Annotated in this window: 25 protein-coding genes and 1 pseudogene; 8 read left to right on the top strand and 18 right to left on the bottom strand. The window is 44.2% G+C overall.

The window, feature by feature from the left end; genetic code table 11:
- Positions 1-10: 10 nt before the first annotated feature.
- The 5 genes from tal to RJD38_RS16720 all read right to left on the bottom strand — a co-directional run bounded on the left by tal (position 11) and on the right by RJD38_RS16720 (position 4,519).
- On the bottom strand, positions 11-964 hold the full coding sequence (tal, locus tag RJD38_RS16740; RefSeq protein ID WP_065546650.1) for a transaldolase: 954 nt from the start codon (positions 962-964) through the stop codon (positions 11-13).
- On the bottom strand, positions 961-1,704 hold the full coding sequence (locus RJD38_RS16735; protein ID WP_005596227.1) for an HAD family hydrolase: 744 nt from the start codon (positions 1,702-1,704) through the stop codon (positions 961-963). Before RJD38_RS16735 ends, tal begins: the two co-directional genes overlap by 4 nt.
- Before the next feature lie 23 nt (positions 1,705-1,727).
- Positions 1,728-2,885: an iron-containing alcohol dehydrogenase gene (locus RJD38_RS16730; RefSeq protein WP_065546649.1), complete on the bottom strand. Its 1,158-nt coding sequence runs from the start codon at positions 2,883-2,885 to the stop codon at positions 1,728-1,730.
- Positions 2,886-2,956: 71 nt separating this feature from the next.
- A complete protein-coding gene (locus RJD38_RS16725; protein WP_005596232.1) occupies positions 2,957-3,667 on the bottom strand; it encodes a ribulose-phosphate 3-epimerase in 711 nt (236 codons plus the stop codon).
- A 9-nt stretch (positions 3,668-3,676) separates the two neighbouring features.
- Positions 3,677-4,519: a Cof-type HAD-IIB family hydrolase gene (locus tag RJD38_RS16720; protein ID WP_038219486.1), complete on the bottom strand. Its 843-nt coding sequence runs from the start codon at positions 4,517-4,519 to the stop codon at positions 3,677-3,679.
- 213 nt (positions 4,520-4,732) lie between these two features.
- On the opposite strand from RJD38_RS16720, the gene ulaR reads away from it, so the two are divergent.
- On the top strand, positions 4,733-5,509 hold the full coding sequence (ulaR, locus tag RJD38_RS16715; protein WP_197497800.1) for an HTH-type transcriptional regulator UlaR: 777 nt from the start codon (positions 4,733-4,735) through the stop codon (positions 5,507-5,509).
- A 387-nt stretch (positions 5,510-5,896) separates the two neighbouring features.
- A complete protein-coding gene (locus RJD38_RS16710; RefSeq protein ID WP_065546647.1) occupies positions 5,897-6,892 on the top strand; it encodes a transporter in 996 nt (331 codons plus the stop codon).
- A 71-nt stretch (positions 6,893-6,963) separates the two neighbouring features.
- Here the strand turns inward: RJD38_RS16710 and RJD38_RS16705 are convergent, their stop codons facing one another.
- Genes RJD38_RS16705 through RJD38_RS16690 form a run of 4 tightly spaced genes read right to left on the bottom strand, consistent with a single transcriptional unit; the run spans position 6,964 to position 9,206 of the window.
- Complete coding sequence (locus RJD38_RS16705; protein ID WP_005596239.1) at positions 6,964-7,626, bottom strand: hypothetical protein; 663 nt, start codon at positions 7,624-7,626, stop codon at positions 6,964-6,966.
- Positions 7,627-7,628: 2 nt separating this feature from the next.
- Positions 7,629-8,306: a C39 family peptidase gene (locus tag RJD38_RS16700; protein ID WP_231893179.1), complete on the bottom strand. Its 678-nt coding sequence runs from the start codon at positions 8,304-8,306 to the stop codon at positions 7,629-7,631.
- Between the two features lies 1 nt (position 8,307).
- Positions 8,308-8,637: a hypothetical protein gene (locus tag RJD38_RS16695; RefSeq protein WP_005596242.1), complete on the bottom strand. Its 330-nt coding sequence runs from the start codon at positions 8,635-8,637 to the stop codon at positions 8,308-8,310.
- 14 nt (positions 8,638-8,651) lie between these two features.
- Positions 8,652-9,206 (bottom strand): hypothetical protein, encoded by a 555-nt coding sequence (locus RJD38_RS16690; RefSeq protein ID WP_005596244.1) that lies wholly within the window; start codon positions 9,204-9,206, stop codon positions 8,652-8,654.
- Between the two features lie 542 nt (positions 9,207-9,748).
- On the opposite strand from RJD38_RS16690, the gene RJD38_RS16685 reads away from it, so the two are divergent.
- Positions 9,749-10,396, top strand: a complete 648-nt coding sequence (locus RJD38_RS16685; protein ID WP_065546646.1) for a helix-turn-helix transcriptional regulator — start codon at positions 9,749-9,751, stop codon at positions 10,394-10,396.
- Positions 10,397-10,440: 44 nt separating this feature from the next.
- Here the strand turns inward: RJD38_RS16685 and RJD38_RS16680 are convergent, their stop codons facing one another.
- Positions 10,441-10,797, bottom strand: coding sequence for a YibL family ribosome-associated protein (locus RJD38_RS16680; RefSeq protein ID WP_038219507.1), 357 nt, complete (start codon positions 10,795-10,797; stop codon positions 10,441-10,443).
- 148 nt (positions 10,798-10,945) lie between these two features.
- Between RJD38_RS16680 and RJD38_RS16675 the strand changes: the two genes are divergently transcribed.
- Together RJD38_RS16675 and RJD38_RS16670 are read left to right on the top strand one after the other, a co-directional pair.
- On the top strand, positions 10,946-11,725 hold the full coding sequence (locus RJD38_RS16675; RefSeq protein ID WP_065546645.1) for a DUF4344 domain-containing metallopeptidase: 780 nt from the start codon (positions 10,946-10,948) through the stop codon (positions 11,723-11,725).
- Positions 11,726-11,926: 201 nt separating this feature from the next.
- On the top strand, positions 11,927-13,588 hold the full coding sequence (locus tag RJD38_RS16670) for a methyl-accepting chemotaxis protein (protein ID WP_005596252.1): 1,662 nt from the start codon (positions 11,927-11,929) through the stop codon (positions 13,586-13,588).
- A gap of 94 nt (positions 13,589-13,682) precedes the next feature.
- Here RJD38_RS16670 and RJD38_RS16665 read toward each other — a convergent pair whose 3' ends face one another.
- The 4 genes from RJD38_RS16665 to RJD38_RS16650 all read right to left on the bottom strand — a co-directional run bounded on the left by RJD38_RS16665 (position 13,683) and on the right by RJD38_RS16650 (position 16,729).
- Entirely contained in the window at positions 13,683-14,042 is a 360-nt protein-coding gene (locus RJD38_RS16665; protein WP_005600310.1) for a DUF805 domain-containing protein, read from the bottom strand.
- Between the two features lie 466 nt (positions 14,043-14,508).
- Positions 14,509-15,213 carry a tRNA (adenine(22)-N(1))-methyltransferase gene (locus RJD38_RS16660; protein ID WP_065546644.1) on the bottom strand — a complete coding sequence of 235 codons (705 nt, stop codon included), beginning with the start codon at positions 15,211-15,213 and terminating at the stop codon, positions 14,509-14,511.
- A gap of 214 nt (positions 15,214-15,427) precedes the next feature.
- Complete coding sequence (locus tag RJD38_RS16655) at positions 15,428-15,994, bottom strand: copper resistance protein NlpE (protein WP_065546643.1); 567 nt, start codon at positions 15,992-15,994, stop codon at positions 15,428-15,430.
- 264 nt (positions 15,995-16,258) lie between these two features.
- The gene (locus RJD38_RS16650; RefSeq protein ID WP_367971664.1) at positions 16,259-16,729 is read right to left on the bottom strand and encodes a LysR substrate-binding domain-containing protein; all 471 of its coding nucleotides are present in this window, start codon (positions 16,727-16,729) and stop codon (positions 16,259-16,261) included.
- A 51-nt stretch (positions 16,730-16,780) separates the two neighbouring features.
- Here RJD38_RS16650 and RJD38_RS16645 point away from each other — a divergent pair, with 51 nt between their 5' ends.
- Positions 16,781-17,989, top strand: a complete 1,209-nt coding sequence (locus tag RJD38_RS16645) for an IS4 family transposase (RefSeq protein ID WP_032073033.1) — start codon at positions 16,781-16,783, stop codon at positions 17,987-17,989.
- A gap of 12 nt (positions 17,990-18,001) precedes the next feature.
- Here the strand turns inward: RJD38_RS16645 and RJD38_RS16640 are convergent.
- Positions 18,002-18,499: pseudogene (locus RJD38_RS16640) on the bottom strand (LysR family transcriptional regulator); the annotation flags it as partial.
- A gap of 126 nt (positions 18,500-18,625) precedes the next feature.
- Here RJD38_RS16640 and RJD38_RS16635 point away from each other — a divergent pair.
- Positions 18,626-19,675, top strand: coding sequence for an HlyD family secretion protein (locus RJD38_RS16635; RefSeq protein ID WP_065546641.1), 1,050 nt, complete (start codon positions 18,626-18,628; stop codon positions 19,673-19,675).
- Positions 19,676-19,687: 12 nt separating this feature from the next.
- On the top strand, positions 19,688-20,758 hold the full coding sequence (locus tag RJD38_RS16630) for a DUF2955 domain-containing protein (RefSeq protein WP_065546640.1): 1,071 nt from the start codon (positions 19,688-19,690) through the stop codon (positions 20,756-20,758).
- 77 nt (positions 20,759-20,835) lie between these two features.
- Here the strand turns inward: RJD38_RS16630 and RJD38_RS16625 are convergent, their stop codons facing one another.
- The 3 genes from RJD38_RS16625 to RJD38_RS16615 form a co-directional block, all read right to left on the bottom strand.
- Positions 20,836-21,552, bottom strand: a complete 717-nt coding sequence (locus RJD38_RS16625) for a YebC/PmpR family DNA-binding transcriptional regulator (protein WP_005600314.1) — start codon at positions 21,550-21,552, stop codon at positions 20,836-20,838.
- Positions 21,553-21,637: 85 nt separating this feature from the next.
- On the bottom strand, positions 21,638-21,847 hold the full coding sequence (locus RJD38_RS16620; RefSeq protein WP_005600315.1) for a DUF3283 family protein: 210 nt from the start codon (positions 21,845-21,847) through the stop codon (positions 21,638-21,640).
- Between the two features lie 149 nt (positions 21,848-21,996).
- Positions 21,997-22,194 (bottom strand): hypothetical protein, encoded by a 198-nt coding sequence (locus tag RJD38_RS16615; protein WP_005600316.1) that lies wholly within the window; start codon positions 22,192-22,194, stop codon positions 21,997-21,999.
- Positions 22,195-22,199 lie beyond the last annotated feature (5 nt).

The following is a 22,199-nucleotide window of genomic DNA, read 5'->3' as shown; positions in this document are numbered from 1 at the left end:
TTCATATTCCTTACAGACGCGCTTCAATCATGGCTTCAAGTTTGCCTTGGTCCACAGCAAAGTTACGGATACCTTCAGAGAGCTTTTCCGTTGCCATTGGGTCTTGGTTCATTTCCCAACGGAATTCCGCTTCTGTCATCGCCGATGGTGCAGCTTGAATCGTGTCACGAGCAGCAAATAGAGTTTGTTCAATTTCGCCTTCTTGCGCCGCAAGTTGATCGAGAATCGCAGGGCCAATGGTTAGACGATCACAACCGGTTAGTGCCAATACTTCTTCCGCGTTGCGGAAGCTCGCGCCCATCACGACGGTGTTGTAACCATGGTCTTTGTAATAGTTGTAGATTTGAGATACTGACACCACGCCTGGATCTTCATGCGGTAGGTACTCTTTTTTATCGGTGTTGGTTTTGAACCAATCAAGAATACGGCCCACGAATGGTGAGATGAGGAATACGCCCGCTTCTGCACATGCTTTGGCTTGGGCAAAGTTAAACAGCAGCGTTAGGTTGCAGTTGATGCCTTCTTTCTCTAGCACTTCTGCGGCGCGAATGCCTTCCCATGTGGAAGCCAGTTTGATCAGGATACGCTCTTTGCTTACACCAGCTTCTTGATACATGGCGATCAATTTGCGCGCTTTTACTAGGCTTGATTCTTTATCGAATGAAAGGCGAGCATCGACTTCAGTTGAAATACGACCCGGAACAGATTTTAAAATTTCCACACCGATGTTTACCGCCAGTTTGTCACCCGCATCAATGATCTGCTGTGCTTTATCTGCGCTTTGCTTTTTCGCCCACTCGATCGCATCAACGATTAAGTGATCATACTGTGGCATTTCCGCCGCTTTAAGTACCAATGAAGGGTTGGTGGTCGCATCTTCCGGTTGGAAGGCAGCAATCGCGTCAATGTCACCGGTATCGGCAACGACTGTCGTGTACTTTTTCAGTTGTTCTAATTTATTCATTGTTCTATCTCGATAAGTTGAATTATCAATTGCGCTAGCGATAGCTGACTCATCGATGACAGCACCAAATTGGCATGCGATACATCGAGGTGCTGAGTCAGTAGGTTGGTTACCGCAACCGTTGAAATACCTGCCGATCGAGCCGCTGTGATCCCTGGAGGAGAGTCCTCAAAGGCGATGGCTTGATGGGCAGAAACTCCTAGTTTTTTTAGGCTTTCTAAGTAGATATCTGGCTGTGGCTTACGACGTTCTAAAGCAATTTCTTCTGCGCCAGTAAAGCAATCAAAGTAATGGTCAAGCCCGAGGCGCTTTAGAATTGGCATGTAGTGTTCGTATTCAGAACTGGTGGCTAACGCCATCTTAAGCTGTGCTTTTTTGGCGGCATCGAGATAATCTCGAACGCCATCTCGCTCGGAGATATGAGCGATGAGTTGGTAGGCAATCTCTAACACTTGATCACGAATTTCGTTATCAGTGCAATCGTTACCAGAGCTTTGACGATAAAGCTGATAAAGGGCGGTTGCTGGCGCTGAGTTCCCAACTAGGCCAGCAACCTGGAGTGGCGAAACATCCACACCGTATGGTTTTAACAAAGCTTCCCAAGCTTTGTACATACAGCTTTCTGTATCGACTAATAGACCATCGAAATCGAAGATTAACGCTCTGATTTTGCCGCAGTTCATGTCCTCTCGTTCCACACTCTCTGCTGCGCATTTCATCAAGCTAACTCCGTTTTCCATGTTCTCATCTCCGTTTCACTCTGTTATGCCAAGCTGGCGCGCAGAATGGTTTTCATTTCGTCACCGCTGGTAAGCGGTAGGTTGAAGCAAAATGCAGGCTCAAGAGCTGCAACATCTTCTTCCGTTACGCCAACTTGCGTCAGGTTATGCTCTAAGCCAATTTGCTGTAAGAACGTCACCATGTGTTGTGCCAACGATTGCGCTTTTTCTTCAGTGCTTCCCACGGCACCAAATAATTCCGCTACTTTGGCATAACGCTCTGGCTGTTTACGCCATTGCAGTTGAACATAAGCTGGGTAGACCACCGCCAACGTTAAGCCGTGTGGCAAGTTGGTTTTGCTACTACCTAAAATCTCACCCAGTGGGTGTGGTGCACCAGCACCGCCATTTGCCAGCGAGATCCCGCCCAAAGTATCCGCTGTCGCTAATCGACAACGACCTTCAAGATCAGAACCGTTAGCCACCACATGTGGTAGGTTTTCAACCACCAACTTCATCGCTTCTAGCGCTAGGCTATCCACTAATGGTGAGGGTTTTGTTCCAGTGTATGATTCAAACGCATGCGAAAAAGCATCAAAACCGGTCATTGCTGTCATGCGCGGTGGCAGAGTTAGCATCAACTCAGGGTCAATGATCGCTTCACATGGGTAAAACTCTGGATGGAACAAAGTCAGTTTTGAGTGACTTTCTAAATCAGTGATCACCGCTGCATGCGTGACTTGCGAACCCGTACCTGACGTGGTTGGAATCGCAATTAATGGCATCGTTGGAGCTGGTAGCGCTTTAACGTCACCAAATGGTGAATCGTAATTAGCAAACCAATGTGCCCAATCGATGGTTTCAACATTCATCGTTGCTGCAATGATTTTTGCCGTATCGATCGATGAACCACCGCCGATAGCAAGTACCACATCACAGCCAGCAGCAACACCAACTTGGCGACCAAGTTCAACAACGGTTGTTGGTGGGTTTGGTACCACGCCATCAAAGTGAGTCACTTCGATTTGTTGCTCAGCAAGTAGCGAAAAAATGCGCTCATAAGCAGGTTTTACTGCATCAAAAATAGGTTCCGATACCACAAGGCAGCGGCGGCCGTATTGTGCAACCATTTGACCAATTTGGTTCACATTGCCCGGGCCAAAGCTCAGCTTAGTCGGTTGGTAGTGATTGAAATGTGTCATGGTAAATCCTTGATTGGTGCCGAGCCGGAGCATATTGAGGGTGATTCAGCTCGACACCGTTTTTAGTTTAATTATGCTTTTTCAGCGGCAACGGCTTCTTCTGCTTTGTCTAGTGCTTCACGGAAATCATGAACACCTGCAGTGATACCGTCTTTGTGACCAAAGATGTTAGTAGAAGCAACCATGACGTCGATGTCTTCTTTTAGTAGCGCTTCTAGGTTGTGGTTACGGATACCACCATCCACACATAGCTCACAGTTCGGGTTACGCTCGTTGATCAACTGACGCGCTTCACGAATCATTTCAATTGCAGATTCACGCCATAGCCACTCATCGTTGTTCACGCCGTGGATAACAATGTGAAGACGGTCTAGGTAGTAAATCGCTTCTTTAACGAAAGAAACAGGAGTGAAACAGCCCACTGTTAGACCAAACTTCATGTTGTAGTCACGGCAGTACTTCATCATGTACGCCAGTGGTGCACCTAGGAAGTTTTCCGCAGGAAGGATCAGCATGTCTGCACCCGCTTTCGCGATTTTCTCTACGAATAGACGGTCACAATCTTTGAAGTAAGCGTGTACTTCGATTGGTTTGTCCGTGTATTGACGAATACCTTCAACGATTTGGTGGCCACCCATTAGCTGCATGTTTTTCAGATCGTGCATATCAGCTGCATCACAGTGGATGTAGTCTGCACCTGCATCAGACACTTCTTTTACGACGTCAGCGATGTGACCGTAATCTACGTGTGCTAGACCTGCTGCAATTTTTACTTTTTTCATGATATTTCCTTAATAGCTAAATGAGTGTTGGCAAGAGTGTTGACCTTCAGACACAACCAGTCTGAGATACTGTCCAATGCCGCAACCGTTATTATCTGTAACAATGAGGTTGGCTAAGCCGCGCAAAGCAGGGCTTGCATTTGCCATCGCTACGGGTTCACCAACAATACGGAACATTTCTGCATCGTTGTCACCGTCACCAAATGCGATGGTTTGTTTAGGAGCGATATTTTGCTGATTCAACCAGCACAGCGTTGCTTGACCTTTATTGACACCTAAACCGGTAATATCCAGTTTGTTGGGCGCAGAAAGGTCAGCTTGCAGGCTGCTTGTTAGGGTGTCGCGCAATTGACAAAGTGCGATTTTGTCATCACTCGACACTAATACTTTGTACACATCACCACAGTGCGCTGTTAGCGCTTCTACCGCCTTAATGATGGCAATCTCACCTTGTGCATTGTTCATCTCCATCTGCTTTTTCAAGCCAAGGAAATGCGCTGACTCTTGCGTGGCATAAATGCCGTTTTGTGCATAGATAGTGAAGTAGAACTGACCAAGATTGAGCATGTCGAGCAATTGAGTAAGTTGCTCGGTTTCAATAATGGTGCTGTGGTTAACACGTTGTTTCACTGGGTCATATTGGTAAGCACCGTTGCAACAAATAATGGGAGCAGTCACTCCCAACTGGTTGACATAAGGCAGCATCAAATTATGAGGACGACCACTGGCAAGTGTGACTTGATAACCTTCACGCAGTGCGAGCTTTATCGCATCAATATTATTCGCGTTGATCTGATGTTGGTCGTTCAGTAGCGTTCCATCTAAATCAATAATGATTGCTTGATACTTCACCTTGGCCTCCAATGACTCTTTGTGACTCGAAATGACTATAAATGACCAAATAGCGTCACGTAAAGTCATTTGTGACTTTTTATGACTAAAAACTCGCTAAAGATCACAAATTCAGGTCATTTAAAAATCATAAAACGTCATAATGAATTTTTATTTGCTCAAAACGTCAAATTCGGTCAAAATAAACCAAACATAAAAATCAAGGGCTTAGTTATGAATGAAGTGCAACGTCATAGAAGGTTGCTGGAGTATTTAGAAAACCATACTTACATCAGTACTAATGACTATGTTGAAATGCTTGATATCTCTCTTTCTACTGCACGCAGAGATATCACTAAGTTGGCAGAAGAAGGTCGACTGACTAAGATGCGCAATGGTGCTGAAGCAATTCGTCATGATGAGCAAGTAAGCAACGCCCACACGACCTCTCACTTCATTCCGGCAGAAATGGATATTGACAACTACGATGCGAAAGTACGTATCGCGCGTGCTGCAGCCGATCTTTGTGAAGAAAATGACAGTGTGATTGTCAGTGGTAGCAACACCACCTTTTTAATGGGTGAACATTTGGCCGGACATAACATCCAAGTGATCACCAACTTTATGCCGCTTGCTTATCAATTGATTCAAGCCAATCACCCTAGCTTGATCATTTTAGGTGGTCAGTATCTGCCAGAGCGTCACATTACGATTTCACCAGATGCTGAATCAGCCGATGAACACTCCAGCCGCTTTGTTTTCTTTACCGGAACTGGTATCACCAAAGCGGGGGTTTATACCTCTGATATCTTGGTTTATATGGCCGAGAAAAAACTGCTCGAATACGGCGATCGTTTAATTGCTCTCATGGATAGCTCTAAGATTGGCAAACATGGCGGTAAGTTACTGGCATGTGCCTCGCAGCTTGATACGCTGATCACCGATGAGGCAGCAGATAAAGAAACGCTGCAATCGCTGGTAGAAGCAGGGGTGAAAATTATTCTGGTTTAATTTGAGAGACCACCTCCCCCTCTAGGCTCCTACAAAAAAGCGCTTATTTCGATAAGCGCTTTTTTTATCTGCAATGATTGCCTCTATTGTGATACCGATACTCTTAGCACATGACGAGCGGCATTCGCTGCAGATTAACCAGTCTCACTTTTGAGAAATTGAAAGGCTATAAGTATGAAAAAAGTACGTATAGGCAACAGAATGAAATGCGCTTACGTGCCCTACTCTAATTATTAACCCTATATATCAAGTGGCTAAAACCAAGCCATCACGATAATTGCTTATTTCCATTGATTTAAGCGGTAAAAAATCCGCGTACCTACAGTGGCAAGAATCCTATTGCTGTCCTATCTAAGAGAGGGACGAATAATAAATAGGGACACAATAATGACAAAACCTCTGATACTTTCGCTGCCATTTCTGCTTTTCTCACCCGACATTTTGGCTGACAATCATCAAGCGCCTGAAGAAGCCAAACGAGCACAAACCGTTGCCGATGTAATTGAACGACCGGGGGTTTTAACGCCAAAAGGGCAATTTGGCGTAGAAGCGTCACTCAACTACTCACAAAACTCCTCTAATAAAGTCAATATCATCGGCTACACCGTACTCCCTACGCTTATTATTGGTCGCATTGAAGTGAGTGATTCCGATCGCACCACCATCACAGCCGGCTTAACAGGGCGTTATGGCTTAACCAACGATACTGAAATAGAAATCCGCCTACCCTTTGTCTATCGCAACGATCAAATATCGGTGAGACCGATTCAAGATGGCGCAGCAGATGAAACCATTAACAGCGATTTAGATGGCGGAGGATTGGGAGATATTGAGTTTGCCATTCGACACCAATTTAACTTTGAGACCACACCTTACTGGGTTGGTAGCCTACGGATAAAATCGGATACGGGTAAGTCCCCTTATGATATCGATGTTGATCCGCGCACCAATGCACTCAAAGACGCCCCAACAGGATCGGGATTTTGGAGTATCGAGCCCGGCATTTCGATGATTTATCCAACCGATCCGGCGGTACTTTTCGCTAGTGCTTCTTATATTTATAACTTTAAAGACGATGTAGATTTTGACGGGCAATCGGCAGAAATCGATCTCGGTGACACTATATCTCTTGGCGCTGGGCTCGGGTTTGCGATCAATCCCGATTTATCGCTATCGATCGGCTTTAGCCACCAAACGATTCTCAAGAGTAAAGTCGATGGAAGAACGGATGATGAAGCAAAACTGCTGCAACTTGACTCGATGACTTTTGGCGTAAATTATGCGTTTAGCCCGACGAGCTCAGTTAACATCAGCGCGCAAGCAGGCTTAACCGAAGATACGCCCGACTTTCAGCTCAACGTGCGTGTGCCTTTCTCATTTTAAATCATCAATTTCGGTCAACAATATAAAGTGCCAGCCTCTTACGAGATCTGGCACTTTAAGTGTTCTAACCGTTATTGAAAACTGAATTGCAGCGCTTGTTGTAACTTGTTACTTCGCTCAATTTGTTTCATCACTCCCCCAACCTGAGCATCAATATTAATGACGGTATCAAAGCCTAACACGGTATTATCCAACGAATTTTGAATGATACTGGTTATGGATGTTTGATTCACTTGAGGTAATGGTGCAACAGTTTGGCTCACATTAACTTGAGGTTCTGGGCTTTGAGGCTCAAAACTTTGCGATTCATTCGCTTCTAGTCCGTTAACTGGCGATACGTCAACTTGCTGAGCATTCGCTTGCAACGCTTCAGGCTCGTCATTAGCAGGCAATGATGTGGCCGTACTCACTGGCAGTGCTATTGAGTTTCCTCCTCCTACCTGTACAACCGTAGTCGTAGTAGGAGCCACCCTTTGTTGTCGTGCAGTAAGTCGACCGTTTTGAATCGTCAAATTCGCAATGTGATTAGTAAACAGCATTTCTCCATTAATGGATGTACGGATGCTTAACCCAATATTGACCATAAAATCATCATTGAATTTAAAACCTCCACGATAGTTCGATAGCTCGTGCTCTTGTAAAGGTACGAGTTGATTAAGTTGATAGGCCGCAGAATAGGCTTGCCCGCTAAAGCAAACCCCTATTACGCCGACCAACCAAAGTGTTCTAAACATTGTTAATACTCCCCACTTTCGGGCAGTGTAATGCTAAATACGCCTAATGAATCTCGGCTGATTCCCGATTCAACCGGCGAAGGCGCGTACAATGTGTAGTTGTCATCAGAAATATAAGTGTTCTGTGCAATGTTGAGATGGTTACGAATAAGCAACACAATACCAGAGTAGTACTGAGAAAATTTCTCATATCTCATCTGTATTGTTCCACGCGAAGGATCACCCAAAATCACTGAGTGATTGTTCATGCCTTTAATCACCACAAAATGCATGTAGCCATCAAAGTTGACCAGGGTAATACCCGGAACACCAAGCTCTCGCATCTTTTCGAGTGGTACATTAAATCCATCTGCTTGATACCCAAGAGATTCCAAGTACAGTTTCATATCTAGTAATGAAAAGCCGCTTTTTTTGATCTTACTTTGATCACCTTTCTCAAACATTACTTTGAAAATCGTATTTTCATCTGCTGGGTTATCGTAATGGTAGGTTAGAAGAGATGCGACCGCCGCCGAACCACAGCTAAAATCATACTGTTGGCGAACAACGTCGCCGAACAACATTTCTTTGTAGCTTTTGACCGGCACCGAGAATACGCCTCGGCTGGGCATGTAATCTAACGCATGGGAGGATGCGGATAAAACCAGCATCCCCAATATTACTGTTCGCCAAAAAACCATATCATTTCAGTGTCAGGTTAACGACCATTGAGTTTTGGATCAGCACATTATTGCCGGTGTTTTGAATCACGCTGGTGACGCCAGAGCTGGTTGCTAAAGCACCCGCCGCAATGACGTTACCACCGTTAATCGTATTGTTTGCAATATTGCCTTCACTCAAACCCACAATTTCCGAAGACGCTGTCACACTATCTAAATCTATGGTGTACTGACCACCTCGCGAGCTATCCATAACATCATTGGATAGCTCATAGTCGTCAGCCAGCACAAGATCATCAGCATAAGCGTTGACAGCGAGCAACATACTTAGTGCGATTAGTGCTAAGCGCATGACATTCTCCAGAGTTACTTCGTATGGACAGAAGCGTTAGTCACAACAGATTGTTGCACTAATGACGCCGCACCCGCATTTTGACCAATGGTGGTAATACCCGCAGAACTTGCAAAACCATCAATTGAGTTTGAATTGCGAACATTCACGCCAGCGCCTGCACATTTACCGCAGCCGCGGTGATACATCGATCCCGCTTCACCATACTCAACTTGAACGTTTGAAATATGGCCATCGAGATCGGATTTTGCCACCACCATATCGACTTCCATACTTAGCTGATGTTTGTTCAACGTATTGGTCGTAGTCGTTGTGGTATTGGCACTGTTTTTCCACGTTTTGTTGTTGTCGTCACCACCACCTGTGTTTGATGTTAGTGTGTTACCATCATTGCCTGCACCATTGCCATTGTTGTCATTACCTGCACCGATATTGCTGGTATTGTGGCTTAGGATGTCATTGTCTTCTGTCGTATCGCCACCACCGCCGTAGCCATAACCAGCCAATGCAGAACCACTCATAACGAACGCTGCCATCGCAATTGCCATACCTGTTTTTTTAAGATTCATAACCTTTCACTCCGTTGTGTATCCATGTCTGAATTTGATGTTTGTGCTGTGAAGCAACCGAAGTATAGGTAGGAGATTGACGTTGAAATTCTCAAAAATGAGACTAAGAAATTCTAGGGCCCGAAAAGGAGAAAAACCCATGATATGCATCTGATTAATTATGTTTATTAACAATGTATTACAATAAAACGTGAGGCGAAAATGGAATAAAGTATGAAGATTTATGTGCAATTTGACCTAATATTAGCCTCATACTTTTTAGGACAATATCAGCAATTTTTAATGCTAATGAGGACAAGGTTGACTCCGTTACTGTCACTATCGGCTAATTTCAGCGGCTTATACGTAAAATAATGACAAAAGAATCAATTATTTTTTTATCACCTAAACTTACCTACTAACCGTTCATGGTAGTTTGATGATGACATCGTTTGAATTATCGCTCTCATACTCGGATTTTGAATATACTTGATTTTAAACCTTGCTCAGAACAAGGGCATAATTCGGGTTTACTTATAAGTGGCGTCGAGGAGCTGTTAGCTATGGCTAAAAAGCACGTGGTGATATTGTCTGATAAAAATCTGCACTCAGGCTTAATGGAACGGCAGCTTCATGATGAGTTGGATATCAATATTTCGACCATTCCCCACTCCTTACTGGCTACGACGACCAATGACCAACAAACCGAGCTAGTTCTGCTTGATTTCGAGCACATAGAACCACTGATGCAAACAAACCAGATGCCTAATTTTGATCTGCTTGGCGTTGGTGTCCTCGTGCACAACACACCAGAAGCGGAACTGGAGCAACCCTTTCTCTACTGGCATTCACTCAAAGGTATCTTGATTAATACCTCACCAATACATCATTTGCATCAAAGTGTCGGTTATATTCTTAACGGAGGGTTATGGCTACCGAGGAAGTGTTTAGAAAAATTGGTGCAGATAAAGCGTGATCCAAGCCTTTTGCGCTGTGCGATGTACAACAGCTTGACCACTCGAGAGCGTCAAGTACTTGATCACGTCGCCGCTGGGCTCTCCAACAAACAAATTGCGAAGCAACTGTTTCTATCAGAGAGTACGATTAAATCGCACATTTATCGCGTTTATAAGAAGTTGGATATACATAAACGTAAGGATGCCATGCGTATGACAAAAGCAATCGACAATGAATCACAGAACTCGTCATAGGGCTAACTTTCGATGAAAAAAAAGCGCCTTACGCGGCGCTGTTTTTAGAATTTCTTCGGTGCAAAGCCCGTCATCACTTCGATACGAAGCTGTTTACCCATTTTGGTCATCGGGTGAACCAGTACCAGTCCTTTCACTGACTTTTTAAGCTTACCTAAGTCCGCTTGTTCTTCTTTCGTGATTTCACGGTAGAACGGCATATCTTGTAGCTCTTTACGCTCTTTATTAAGATCGTAGGTTTGTTTACCTTTTAGTGATGCCTGCTTCTTCGTTAACGCTTCTAAGTCATCCGTAAATTTACTGATCATAGCTTGATCACCACGAGACTTAGCAGCATCAAGTTTATGGCGGCAAGTATCAATACGGTTAGTTAGCTTCTGGATGTCTTGTTTGATAGTCATGGTGATCAACTCTTCATATTTTGAGGGCGCGGAGTATAGCATAGGTATCACTCCTTCCGTAGAACAAATAATACCAGTGCACGACGCGAAAAGAGACAATTTATTGTGCTAGCCTAAAAGCAACACATTTAAGAGACTGAGCCACCTCATGATGAAGAAAAAATATTCTACTTTATTCTTTTCTGTTGCCGTACTTTTCAGCCCACTAAGTTCAGCATTAGAGACGGTTGAATTCCAATACCTTTCGCCCACAAATCCCGCAGCTCGCCAAGCACAATCGGCAATAGAAGAAAGCCAGATAAATCAATTGTTCGCCGAGCTTGCCAATCAATACTTTCCATTTAGCCAACGCTTGACGGTGCAATATGGTAGTGAGGAAGGGCCACTCTATGATCCAGACACTCACACAATCCACATACCCTACGAGTTTTACCAGCAGGCTCTGCAATATTTTATCGGCAACAATTATCAAGAAAAGTTTGGCCGTTCTGCCCAACTTGGCACCATAGATACGCTTTTACATACCTTATTGCACGAAGGCGGCCACGCCTATATTGCTGACCGAAATATCCCGATTTTAGGCAAAGAGGAAGATGCGGTCGATAATTTCGCCGCCATCATGATGATTGAATATGTCGAAGGGGGAGATGATGCAGCCATCAGTGCCGCCGATATGTTTGCCTTTGAATCTCAGCAGAGACCGGATTATTACGATTGGGGGGAGTATATTGATGAGCATAGTTTTGATTTACAACGCTACTTCTCTACCCTCTGTCTCGTCTACGGTAGCGATACTGAAAAACACGCCGCGCTACTTGATGAAGTTGAAAAGGACTACCTCAGCGAAAGAAAACAATTCTGCCGTTATCAATTCCAAACCATCAGTCACAATTGGCATCGCTATCTGCATCATGGCGAACAAGAATGATGATAATTTGAACAACATTACTTAAACCGTAGATCAACATCAAACAAAGATAATTTACATCAATTATTAAATCTAAAACATTTAAGTTTCACATTTCTTTGCCGATAAATCTGTTAACATCTTTGCTACTTAATAAACAATTACTTACATATTTGTCTATCAAGTCATAATGGATTTAAGAAAATGAGTGCAGGAAATAGTATGAATCTAACAATAAGAAAACGACTCTATATTTTATCAATTGTTCCCTTGTTGCTGATGGCCATCGGTATGATGAGTGTGGCCTATTATAAAACCACGGCGCTAACAGCGCAGCAAGTCGAAGCGACTCGTAACAATATGATGGAGATGAAGCAAAACGAACTCACCGCGTATCTGCAAATGGCGAAATCCTCGATTCAACCTTTCCTTGATCGCGGAGCTTCGCTTGAAGAAGCCTTACCAACACTAAGAGAATTAGAATATGGTCAATCCGGCTACATTTTTGGCTACGACTCTAAAGGGGTGCGCGTCGTAGTTGGGAAAAACACCGACGGCATTGGTAAAAACTACATTGACCTAAAAGATCAAAAGGGCAATTACTTAATTCGCGATCTGATCAAAAACTCGAAAACCGGCGCCTTCACCACCTACTATTTCCCTAAATTGGGCGAAACCGTCGCACTGCCTAAACTCAGTTATTCCATTTTTATCCCTGAATGGGATTTAATGCTGGGGACGGGTTTTTACACCGACGACATAGATGCCGTTGTCGCTCAGATGAACCAGCGCTCAAATGAAGCACTGGAAAGCACGCTAACCGCTATTGCTACCTTCTGTTTAGCCATTGCCGCTCTGGTGGCGATTTTCGCCGTTGCTGTCAATCGCACCATCATGAGCCCACTTGAACAGTTTGATCGTTCAATTCAATCTTTTGCCAATGGCGATGCAGATCTCACTGCCCGAATGGAAGCGTTCAAAGCCCCTGAGTTTGCCCGCTTAAGCGTTAACTTTAATGCGTTTGTAGCCAGCCTGCAGAATATTATCAGCAGTGTCAGCCAAGTGGGTGTGCAAGTGGTCAGTGAAACCACCAACATGTCTAACCGCGCCGCTCAAGTGGATCAACTGGCAACTGGCCAGCGCGAAGAAACAGAGCAAGTAGCCACCGCGATGACAGAGATGACCACCACCGCTCAAGAGATTTCCAGTAACGCAAGCCAAGCGGCGGATTCGGCGAGAGAAGCCGATGACAATGCCAAAGCAGCGCAGCAAATCGTTAACTCTGCCGCCTCATCAGTTGAAGCTTTAGCTGATGAAGTGCTAAGAGCGACACAAGTGATTTCTCGTTTAGAAGGTGATGTACAAAATATTTCCTCATCACTGGAAGTCATTCAGGACATTGCAGAGCAAACCAACTTATTGGCTTTAAATGCCGCCATTGAAGCCGCTCGAGCAGGCGAACAAGGACGTGGTTTTGCGGTGGTGGCAGATGAGGTTCGTAATCTGGCCAGCCGCACTCAACAAAGCACAGGTGAGATTCACAAAATGATCGAACAGCTCAAATCTGCGTCTGATGATGCGGTTAAAGCGATGGAATCGAGCCAGTCTCGAAGTTCAGATACTGTTGGAGAAGCCAATGCCGCTGCCGCAGCGTTGGTTAAAATCCAACATTCTATCGATACCATCATGGACATGAACGCGCTGATCGCCACTGCCACTGAAGAGCAGAGTTTAGTCGGCCAAGAGATCTCTGAGCGAATCGTCATTATCTCCGATCAGAGCTCTCAATCAGCGAAATTAGCCAACGAAAACCGCGCTGGTAGTCAAACCCTCAATAGCCGTGCTAATGAACTGTATGACTTGGTTGACCGTTTTACGGTGTAAATGACGCCAACCAATTTAGTCGTGCACTTCAAATGAAAAAAGGCGAGCTGATGCTCGCCTTTTTCATACTAATCTATGATGCAAAATCACATAACTAGATAAACATGCCATCCGAACCTTTTGGATTTGGACCGTACTCGTTATGGCCTGGTGCACTGTCGCCCACCATGAAATAAATCAGAACCAAGATACCGATGATTGGGATCAAACTAATCAGTAACCACCAGCCTGTGCGTCCAGTATCGTGCAAACGGCGAACACCCACAGCAATACTTGGAATAAGTACCGCTAAGCTATAAACAAAGCCCAATACAACCGTACCTAAAAGCCCATCAACGAACCCTAGTAGTAAGGTAAAAATAAGGTTAATTAAAAAAAACATCCAATATTCTTTGCGTCTTGAACGACCACTAAATACGGCATATTTTTTTAATACTGCAAGATACCATTCCATCTATTTACTCCTAGTTGCATTAACGTTTTAAACTGATCTTATAAGTATGTAAGCCATGACGAGCGTTGGTTATGATCGTATGGGTTTATCACTGATAAGTTGTACTTCTTTGTAGGCCGTAATCTATAGTGAGGCCAAACTAAATTAAAGCACATCCAACAAAAAACTCGTCTGATATCAATAATATTATCGTCTATGCCGCTTCAATTCAGCAGCTCAATTAATATGTGCAAAAATGATAGTTGCTATGAGTGCATGCCAATTCAATCAACATCACTTCAACATTTAATGAATCACGAGAGGAAAAACATCATCGGCAAGGCCACGGATGGCATCGCTTTGCGGGTACTCGCGTTTTAAACGAGCCCAGCCGACGAGGTAAACTGGATGCGGGGTGCTGAGATCAAAAATACCAGAGTAATTTATCAGAAAATCAGTATTTTAATTCACTATGCAATGAAATCGTTCAGTCAACCTCTGCATATTCAATAGTGACCGCCTGATAAGCATGAACAATATGAGCAACGTCTTTGCTTTGTTGCATTCGGCGATAGTGCTCTAGAGTCCTCGTCAGGTATTTAGTTGCCACAAGAGATTGTTCTTCACAATTAGGTTGCCAAATGAACTCACCCACAGCATGGATCTTACGTGTCTTATCAGGTGCAGAAGAAACTAGTAGGATCTCATAAATTCGTTGGTTATCTTCCACCAGCGTTTCTTTATACAAACTAAAATCAAGCTTAATCAACGTTTGTCGTAGCGCGTAATGATGGTGAACGGGACACAATAGAAAATCGATTGCCAGCTGCGGGAAAGCGGTATGAATCTGCTCAACAAATTGCATCATCAGATCCCCACCTACTCCAGCAATGATCACCAAGTGCCGGCCTTGATACTGTTGTAATGGCAAGGTAGCAACATCAATACAGTGCGTATGCCATTGGGAGATGTAATGTGGGTAAAAGCGTTGTAGGTTCGCAGTAACCTCTTGCATCAATTTCGGTACAATATCGACAAAATGGACGTATTCTGCGGCCTGACGCGACAGTAATGTCATGCCAAGGAAACCATGATCACAGCAGCAATCCCAAATATGGCTATAACCACTGCCGACCATTTGATCAAGGTGCTTTAATCTTTTACTCAGTTTCAAGGAACATTCCGCCGTCATTATAAAATCCGGCGTATTGTAATGTTTTTCTGTGTTTTGGCTAATGTTACTTTGCTATTACGTTGTCAATATAACTTCACCCTTTCGAGCCATAGAACACAGGGGCACAGCTCTGTCGATGAGACAAAAAAAGCAGCCCACTGGCTGCTTTTAAGATTTTATCGTCTATCGATTTAAGCGATTAAATGTAATAAAAACACTCGTCAATCACCCATTATTCTTGTTGTACTAATGTGTAATTGTCTGCCATCGGGCCTTCGACTTTATTACCATCAACATCCAGCATCATAAGGGCGTTTTCAGCCACAAAGAACTGTAGTGAGCCATCTTCCTTAGATAGAGTGACAGTGTCACCCTTACTATTCCAAATAAACTCACCGCTTGATTTATATTCGCCTTCTTTGCCTTTACCAAGATAGTTTTGATCGTACTGGTACGTGCCATCAAAATTAAGCGTTAATGACGTTGCGATACCTGAGCAATCTGCGCATGGTAATGTGCCGATGTATAAACCTTCCCAATCAAGAGAATTGCGCGCACTATGCTGCAAACGACCTTCCGCTGAACTGACCGCTTCCTCGGGTCTTACAACGCTGCTACTGGCTTCAGACAAGGTCGAGCTTGCTTGTGATATCGTTTGAACACCATCGGTAACATCAACGGTCACATTTTCCGTCACTTGCTCCGCAGGGGCTTGTGCGAGAGGCTTTTCTGGCGCTTCATCTTGGCAACCCGCTAGAACGAAAACAGCACTGCTTAGAATTAATAGTGTTTTATTCATCTTTCTTCCTTATTCAACGAATCAGATATCGTCTTCTAATATTAGAAGTGTTTGAGCCAATTACGTCAGAACAAACACAATTTATTGATCTGCGTTTGTCAGAAGAGGCTGAATTTAATGGTTTTTTATAAACCTTACCTTCATATTTCTATCACTTTAACGCTGAATACAGATGGCGTGCAACTAACGATAACTGAATATTATTTTTTATTTTCAGTATGTTAATTACCTTTACACTGTAAACTGACAAACAATTCCATCAAGTTAAGAAGCATGATTAAGCGACTTCAAGGCACTAACACCCTCCATCAAGGCTTCAATAAAGAGAGATAAGGCCTTAGGTTGGTAGCGACGCTGTTTATAGACTAAATAAGCTTGCCGTGCACTGCGATGATACTGGGGTAATATTTGCACTAGATTATCACTTGGCGTCACATAGCGGCTTGGCAAAGAGGCAACTCCGAGCCCTTTCTCCACCGCAGCCATCACCGCAATAATGTCATTGACCACCAACTTGGGTTTAATCGTCATCACCTCGATGAGCGACTCTCCTTGATAAACGGGCAAATCAACCACGTGATCAACCGAAACCCAAGATTGGCCCGTTAGCGCTCTTAAATCATTAATCTTAGGCACTTTGGCAAGATACTCAGGGCTGGCATAAAAACCATGCTTAGCTCTGAGGAATCCCCTAATGATTTTGATAAAAATCATAAATTTAAGGTAGATGCACATCTTGTCATGTGATCAAATGGTTCTGAGAAAAATCAATAACCAGACAACAAGATGTGCGAACTCGATATTTTACACGACTCTCTTTACCAATTCTGCCCTGAATTGCACTTAAAACGACTCAACAGTTTAACGCTGGCTTGCCACGCATTACTTGAATGTAAAACGCTCACTCTTACCGAACTTGGTCGTAACCTGCCAACGAAAGCCAGAACAAAACATAACATCAAACGAATCGACAGATTGTTAGGTAATCGTCACTTGCACAAAGAGCGACTCGCTGTATACCGTTGGCATGCCAGCTTTATCTGTTCAGGTAATTCGATGCCCATTGTTCTTGTTGACTGGTCTGATATTCGTGAGCAAAAACGGCTTATGGTATTGCGGGCTTCGGTGGCACTACATGGTCGTTCTATTACTCTTTATGAGAAAGCCTTTCCGCTTTCAGAGCAATGTTCAAAGAAGGCTCATGACCAATTTCTAGCCGACCTTGCAAGCATTCTACCGAGTAACACTACACCGCTCATTGTCAGTGATGCTGGCTTTAAAGTGCCATGGTATAAATCCGTTGAAAAGCTAGGTTGGTACTGGTTAAGTCGAGTCAGAGGGAAAGTGCAATATGCAGATTTAGGTGCGGAAAACTGGCAACCTATCAGCAACTTACATAGCATATCCTCAAGTCGCTCAAAGACTTTAGGCTATAAGAGGTTGACTAAGAGCAACCCAATTTCATGTCAAATTGCACTGTATAAATCACGTCCTAAAGGCCGAAAAAATCAGCGTTCGACACGGACTAATTGTCATCATCCGTCACCTAAAATCTACTCCGCTTCGACAAAAGAACCATGGGTTTTAGCGACTAACTTGCCCGTTGAAATCCGAACACCAAAGCAACTTGTTAGGCTCTACTCGAAGCGTATGCAAATTGAAGAAACCTTCCGAGACTTGAAAAGCCCAGCCTACGGTTTAGGCCTCCGTCATAGCCGAACTAGCAGCTCAGAGCGCTTTGATATCATGCTGCTAATCGCCCTAATGCTTCAACTGACATTTTGGCTTGCTGGAGTTCATGGTCAGAAACAAGGTTGGGATAAGCACTTCCAAGCTAACACTGTCAAAAATCGAAATGTACTCTCAACAGTGCGCTTAGGGATGGAAGTTTTGCGGCATTCTGGCTACACAATAACGAGGGAAGACTTGCTCGCGGCTGCAACCCTGCTTGCTCAAAATCTATTCAAACATGGTTGTGCTTTGGGGAAATTATGAGGGGATCCCTCAGTGCTTAGCTTGAAACAGCGGCCGGGCAATCATCTCATCCAGATCACTAATATCAAAGGTCATCAACAAATCACGATCGGTTTTCGGTACACGTTGTTCTTGGCTTAACACCAAATCAAGCTCAACTTTAGGATATTGCTGTAAGAAAGCTTCGACCACCTCTCCAACAAAATTGCGATAAAAGTTATGGGGCAGCGCTAAACGAATCTTACCTTCTACATCGTGGCGGTTTTCGCTGATTTGCGCACAAGCGCTTTCAATGATTTCCATCCCACTTTTTAATTGGTTAAACACTCGCAAGCCCGTTTCCGTTGGTAATAACTCTCGGCCCTGCTTTTCTAGCAAGCGGGTATTCAAACGCGATTCTAAACCCGTTAGTCGCCGTGACATGGTTGATAACGGCAAGCTAAGTTGCTTAGCTGCACCTTGTAGAGAGCCCATCTCGACCACTTTGCTGAAGAGATAGAGATCATCAACGTTTCCAAATATGGAACTCATACTTCTAAACCTGACTATTTTTGTTAATTTTGAATGCTTATATACTGATTAGCAAGTCGCACGATGAGACTTATTAGCATACTTCTACTCACACTCAAGGACCGATATACATCAAGAGCCCCCCCTGTGACTGACAAACTTTATCAATACATACTCTATTTTGTGCTTGGCACAACGGCCACCTTCTCATTATTTTTGATCGCCTCAGATAACATCGCACCTTTTACCACTCAGGCATCACTGCATCGCAGTGTTGCAACGATAGCGCCAGAAGTCTCAGGGGTTATTCGTTCCGTTGCAGTCAAAAATGGTCAATCAGTACATAGCGGTGACACACTCTTCACTCTTGATGATCAAAGCTATCGACTCAATGTTCAACAAGCGAGAGCAGAACTCGCGCAAGCAAATGAGATGTTTCAAGCGAGCCAACAGCAGCTGATTGCTGCCGAGCAAGTATTCTCACAACACAAAGAACAACTTCTCAATAGCCAAGCCAAATTAAAACGCAGCAAAGTTCTGTTTAAAAAGGGCCTGACAACCGCTCAGGAACTGGATGACAGTAAAACTAATGTCAATGTTGCTTATAGTGCGCTTCAAGCGGCCAGAGCCGATATAGAACGAATTAAAGCACAGCTGTCTGACTCTACGGGTAATGCTGCGATTAAACTGGCCAAAGTAAAGCTTGCCAGTGCGGAACTGGACGAGAAACACACTCAGGTTCGTGCATCAACCGATGGCACTATCACCAACTTACAGCTACAAACTGGTAGCTACATTGCACAAGGCACTACCGCTTTACTGGTTATCAACGAAGCACAAGCTTGGCTCAGTGCCGACTTCAATGAAAAAGGTATGTCGCATCTGCAAGTGGGTAACACAGCCCACATTGCATTTGATGCCCTACCCGGCCAAGTTTTTATTGGCCATATTGAAAGCCAAGAGCGAGCAGTGCGCGATTTAGCCAACAGCCATGGACAGCTCTCAGATGTTGTCAATGACAGTCGCTGGATCCGAGAGCAGCAAAAAATCCGTGTACGCATCACCATCGAGCAACTTGATCCCGAATTGATTTCCGGCGCGCGAGCTTCCGTCAGCGTAAACAACGGTTCAACCGTGATCGATAGCATTAGTACTTTATGGATCCACATGGTGTCCCTATTCCGTTATTTCTATTAGCGGACGTTTCTTATGCTTGAACTATTTCGCTTTGAAAATCTCTATCAACGCAACGAAGCGTTTCGCGTTACCTTAGCAATTACAATTTGTATGGTCTTAGGTAAGGTTCTCGCTCTCGGCTCCCCGGTGTATTTAGCGCTCTACCCGACTATCATCATGACCAAGAGCAAAAACTATTCTTGGCAAGGAATCATTCACACATTCGCTCCTACGCTTTGTGCCGCGGCGGCTGCCCTGGGGATTAGTGAAGCGTTCCACTCTCATCCATTCATCATCTGGACATTGAGCTTGTTCTTTTTTGACTGGATGCGTCGCCGAGCAACAACACCAGCCAAAATGGGCGCGATGTTAATGCCAACCTTTAACTGGATACTGATCATCGTCTTTGATCAACACACAGAGGCTAATATGGCTGTACGCATCCATGAAATTTTTATCGCGATGCTGATCACTGCCTGTGTGTGTAAGTTTGCGGTCGCTTGTTTTCCAACCCAAGACCCCAACCAAAAACAACCGATACAGACACCATCAATGGAAGTTCCAGTGACGGCTCAACAAAGGGCTATTTCCCTCGCCTTAATCGGTATTGGTGTCGGGTTTCTTATGTTGGTGGATATGCTTTCAGCGACATTTTGTATGGTGCCAGTCATTGCCGCTTCACTACAAACGAATCGTCTTTCTTTTCAGCGTGTCGTCAAACGCCGCTTCATCACTCAAGTAGGAGGCTGCGCTATCGCTGCGATATTTAGCGTGTTATTGATCAACCACCAATCGGTGCTGAGTGCTTATATTTTACTATTGGCGGGGCTGGTCTTCCTGCTTGCCAGTTTGATGGTGAAAGGTGGTAGTGATGGGCGTGAGCTACATGCTGATGCGCTATTAGCCACCATGCTGCCAATTCAGCTGTATATGACCAGTCAAGATATCGGATTGGAACGCACGTTTTTACGAGGATGGGAGCTAGCAGTCACACTAGGTGTACTTTACATACTGTACAAGATCACTCTTCCAAAAGCGTCAGGAGAGAGGCAAGGTGAACCGTTACTCAGAGCTGGTAAATGGAAAATACTGGGTAAGCGGTAAGGTTAATATTAGGGCATTTAAATAGCAAAAAAGGCTTCGCAGTGCGAAGCCTTTTTTATACCAATTCAGCGCGAAGATTAAACTTCAGCGTTGTGGTAAACCTGTTGAACGTCATCACAGTCTTCTAGAAGGTCTAGGAACTTCTGGAATTTCTCTTGGTCATCTGCCGAGATTTCTGTGTACGTTTGAGGTACGAACGTGATTTCTTCAACGTCTAGCGTTAGCTCTGGGTATTCAGCTGCTAGTGCCGTTTTCACTTTGAAGAACTCAGTGTTTGGTGCGTAAACAGTGATTACGCCATCTTCTAGTTCGATATCAGCAACATCACAATCCGCCATCATTAGGGCTTCAAGTACTGCTTCTTCATCTTCACCTTTAAACTGGAATACAGCTTGGTGATCGAACATGTGAGATACCGTACCCGCAACACCAATTTTAGCGCCTGTTTTTACGAAGCATTGGCGAACATCTTGGAACGTACGGTTGCCGTTGTCAGTAAGACAGTCAACGATCACGCTAGCGCCACCAGGAGTGAAACCTTCGTAACGAGCTGGTTGGTAATCTTCACCGCCGCCGCCATTTGCTTTATCAAGCGCTTTCTCGATAACGTGCGCAGGAACTTGGTCCTTTTTCGCTTTCGTGATCAAGTGACGTAGTGACAAGTTCATGTCTGGATCTGAACCGCCGTTTTTGGCGCTCATGTAAATTTCTTTACCGTACTTGGAATAAACTTTAATTTTTGCGCCTGCAGTTTTCGCCATAGAGGCTTTGCGCACTTCAAAACTTCTTCCCATTGGGATGTTCTCTCTAATTTCAATTTAACGCGAGGGATTCTAGCAAAAAATGAGGGCTTTTCAATTTCGCCTCATTTGCTTTGGGTCACGCGATGCCCATCATTCGTTTGTATTTCTCAACACTTTGCATAAACCAAGTGCGTTCTACTTCATCAACCAGTTGGTTCGCCTGTTGTACTATCTCTTCAGGGCCAGATTTCGCCTCTCGAAGCTTCCACACTAAAAATGAGGCTTGCTTATCTAGCTCAACCTTATTTTTTTCATCTGCGGGTAGCAGCGACAAATTCACCGACATAGTAAGATCTCGAACAAAAAAAAATACAAAGCGGAAATATAGCACATAAGAGCGCAATGTTGAGAGAAGAAAACAGTGGTCAGATCAAAAACAACAAAGGGTGGCTTATAGATTAGCCACCCTGTTTACAAGTATATGCAATTAACGACTTAGTGAAGTAAGCCCAGTTCCTTTGCTTCTTCAATGGTTAAGCCACTTTCACGAATCTCACGCAACATTTCGATGCGGCGACGCGCTTGGGCAGTTTTGACAACTGTCACTGGCTTTAACGATTCAACTTCTTCCGTGAAGTCCCACTTATTTGCAATACTTGTCATTTCATCATGGTCGATAGAATTGATGGACATAGGAA

The sequence above is a fragment of the Vibrio scophthalmi genome (assembly GCF_040869025.1).
GTDB classification, from domain to species: Bacteria; Pseudomonadota; Gammaproteobacteria; order Enterobacterales; family Vibrionaceae; genus Vibrio; species Vibrio scophthalmi.
The sequence above is the reverse complement of the archived record's forward strand: the minus strand, read 5'-3'. Positions and strand labels throughout refer to the sequence as shown.

What these genes read in the sequence shown, in the direction of transcription:
- RJD38_RS16685 (WP_065546646.1), top strand. Translation starts at nt 9,749, where the DNA reads ATGGCTAAAAAGCACGTGGTGATATTGTCTGATAAAAATCTGCACTCA.
- RJD38_RS16690 (WP_005596244.1), bottom strand. Translation starts at nt 9,206, where the DNA reads ATGAATCTTAAAAAAACAGGTATGGCAATTGCGATGGCAGCGTTCGTT.
- RJD38_RS16665 (WP_005600310.1), bottom strand. Translation starts at nt 14,042, where the DNA reads ATGGAATGGTATCTTGCAGTATTAAAAAAATATGCCGTATTTAGTGGT.
- RJD38_RS16695 (WP_005596242.1), bottom strand. Translation starts at nt 8,637, where the DNA reads ATGCGCTTAGCACTAATCGCACTAAGTATGTTGCTCGCTGTCAACGCT.
- RJD38_RS16650 (WP_367971664.1), bottom strand. Translation starts at nt 16,729, where the DNA reads ATGTGCATCTACCTTAAATTTATGATTTTTATCAAAATCATTAGGGGA.
- RJD38_RS16730 (WP_065546649.1), bottom strand. Translation starts at nt 2,885, where the DNA reads ATGACACATTTCAATCACTACCAACCGACTAAGCTGAGCTTTGGCCCG.
- tal (WP_065546650.1), bottom strand. Translation starts at nt 964, where the DNA reads ATGAATAAATTAGAACAACTGAAAAAGTACACGACAGTCGTTGCCGAT.
- RJD38_RS16615 (WP_005600316.1), bottom strand. Translation starts at nt 22,194, where the DNA reads ATGTCCATCAATTCTATCGACCATGATGAAATGACAAGTATTGCAAAT.
- RJD38_RS16705 (WP_005596239.1), bottom strand. Translation starts at nt 7,626, where the DNA reads ATGTTTAGAACACTTTGGTTGGTCGGCGTAATAGGGGTTTGCTTTAGC.
- RJD38_RS16670 (WP_005596252.1), top strand. Translation starts at nt 11,927, where the DNA reads ATGAATCTAACAATAAGAAAACGACTCTATATTTTATCAATTGTTCCC.
- RJD38_RS16620 (WP_005600315.1), bottom strand. Translation starts at nt 21,847, where the DNA reads ATGTCGGTGAATTTGTCGCTGCTACCCGCAGATGAAAAAAATAAGGTT.
- RJD38_RS16630 (WP_065546640.1), top strand. Translation starts at nt 19,688, where the DNA reads ATGCTTGAACTATTTCGCTTTGAAAATCTCTATCAACGCAACGAAGCG.
- ulaR (WP_197497800.1), top strand. Translation starts at nt 4,733, where the DNA reads ATGAATGAAGTGCAACGTCATAGAAGGTTGCTGGAGTATTTAGAAAAC.
- RJD38_RS16655 (WP_065546643.1), bottom strand. Translation starts at nt 15,994, where the DNA reads ATGAATAAAACACTATTAATTCTAAGCAGTGCTGTTTTCGTTCTAGCG.
- RJD38_RS16645 (WP_032073033.1), top strand. Translation starts at nt 16,781, where the DNA reads ATGTGCGAACTCGATATTTTACACGACTCTCTTTACCAATTCTGCCCT.
- RJD38_RS16660 (WP_065546644.1), bottom strand. Translation starts at nt 15,213, where the DNA reads ATGACGGCGGAATGTTCCTTGAAACTGAGTAAAAGATTAAAGCACCTT.
- RJD38_RS16710 (WP_065546647.1), top strand. Translation starts at nt 5,897, where the DNA reads ATGACAAAACCTCTGATACTTTCGCTGCCATTTCTGCTTTTCTCACCC.
- RJD38_RS16725 (WP_005596232.1), bottom strand. Translation starts at nt 3,667, where the DNA reads ATGAAAAAAGTAAAAATTGCAGCAGGTCTAGCACACGTAGATTACGGT.
- RJD38_RS16700 (WP_231893179.1), bottom strand. Translation starts at nt 8,306, where the DNA reads ATGGTTTTTTGGCGAACAGTAATATTGGGGATGCTGGTTTTATCCGCA.
- RJD38_RS16680 (WP_038219507.1), bottom strand. Translation starts at nt 10,797, where the DNA reads ATGACTATCAAACAAGACATCCAGAAGCTAACTAACCGTATTGATACT.
- RJD38_RS16675 (WP_065546645.1), top strand. Translation starts at nt 10,946, where the DNA reads ATGATGAAGAAAAAATATTCTACTTTATTCTTTTCTGTTGCCGTACTT.
- RJD38_RS16735 (WP_005596227.1), bottom strand. Translation starts at nt 1,704, where the DNA reads ATGGAAAACGGAGTTAGCTTGATGAAATGCGCAGCAGAGAGTGTGGAA.
- RJD38_RS16625 (WP_005600314.1), bottom strand. Translation starts at nt 21,552, where the DNA reads ATGGGAAGAAGTTTTGAAGTGCGCAAAGCCTCTATGGCGAAAACTGCA.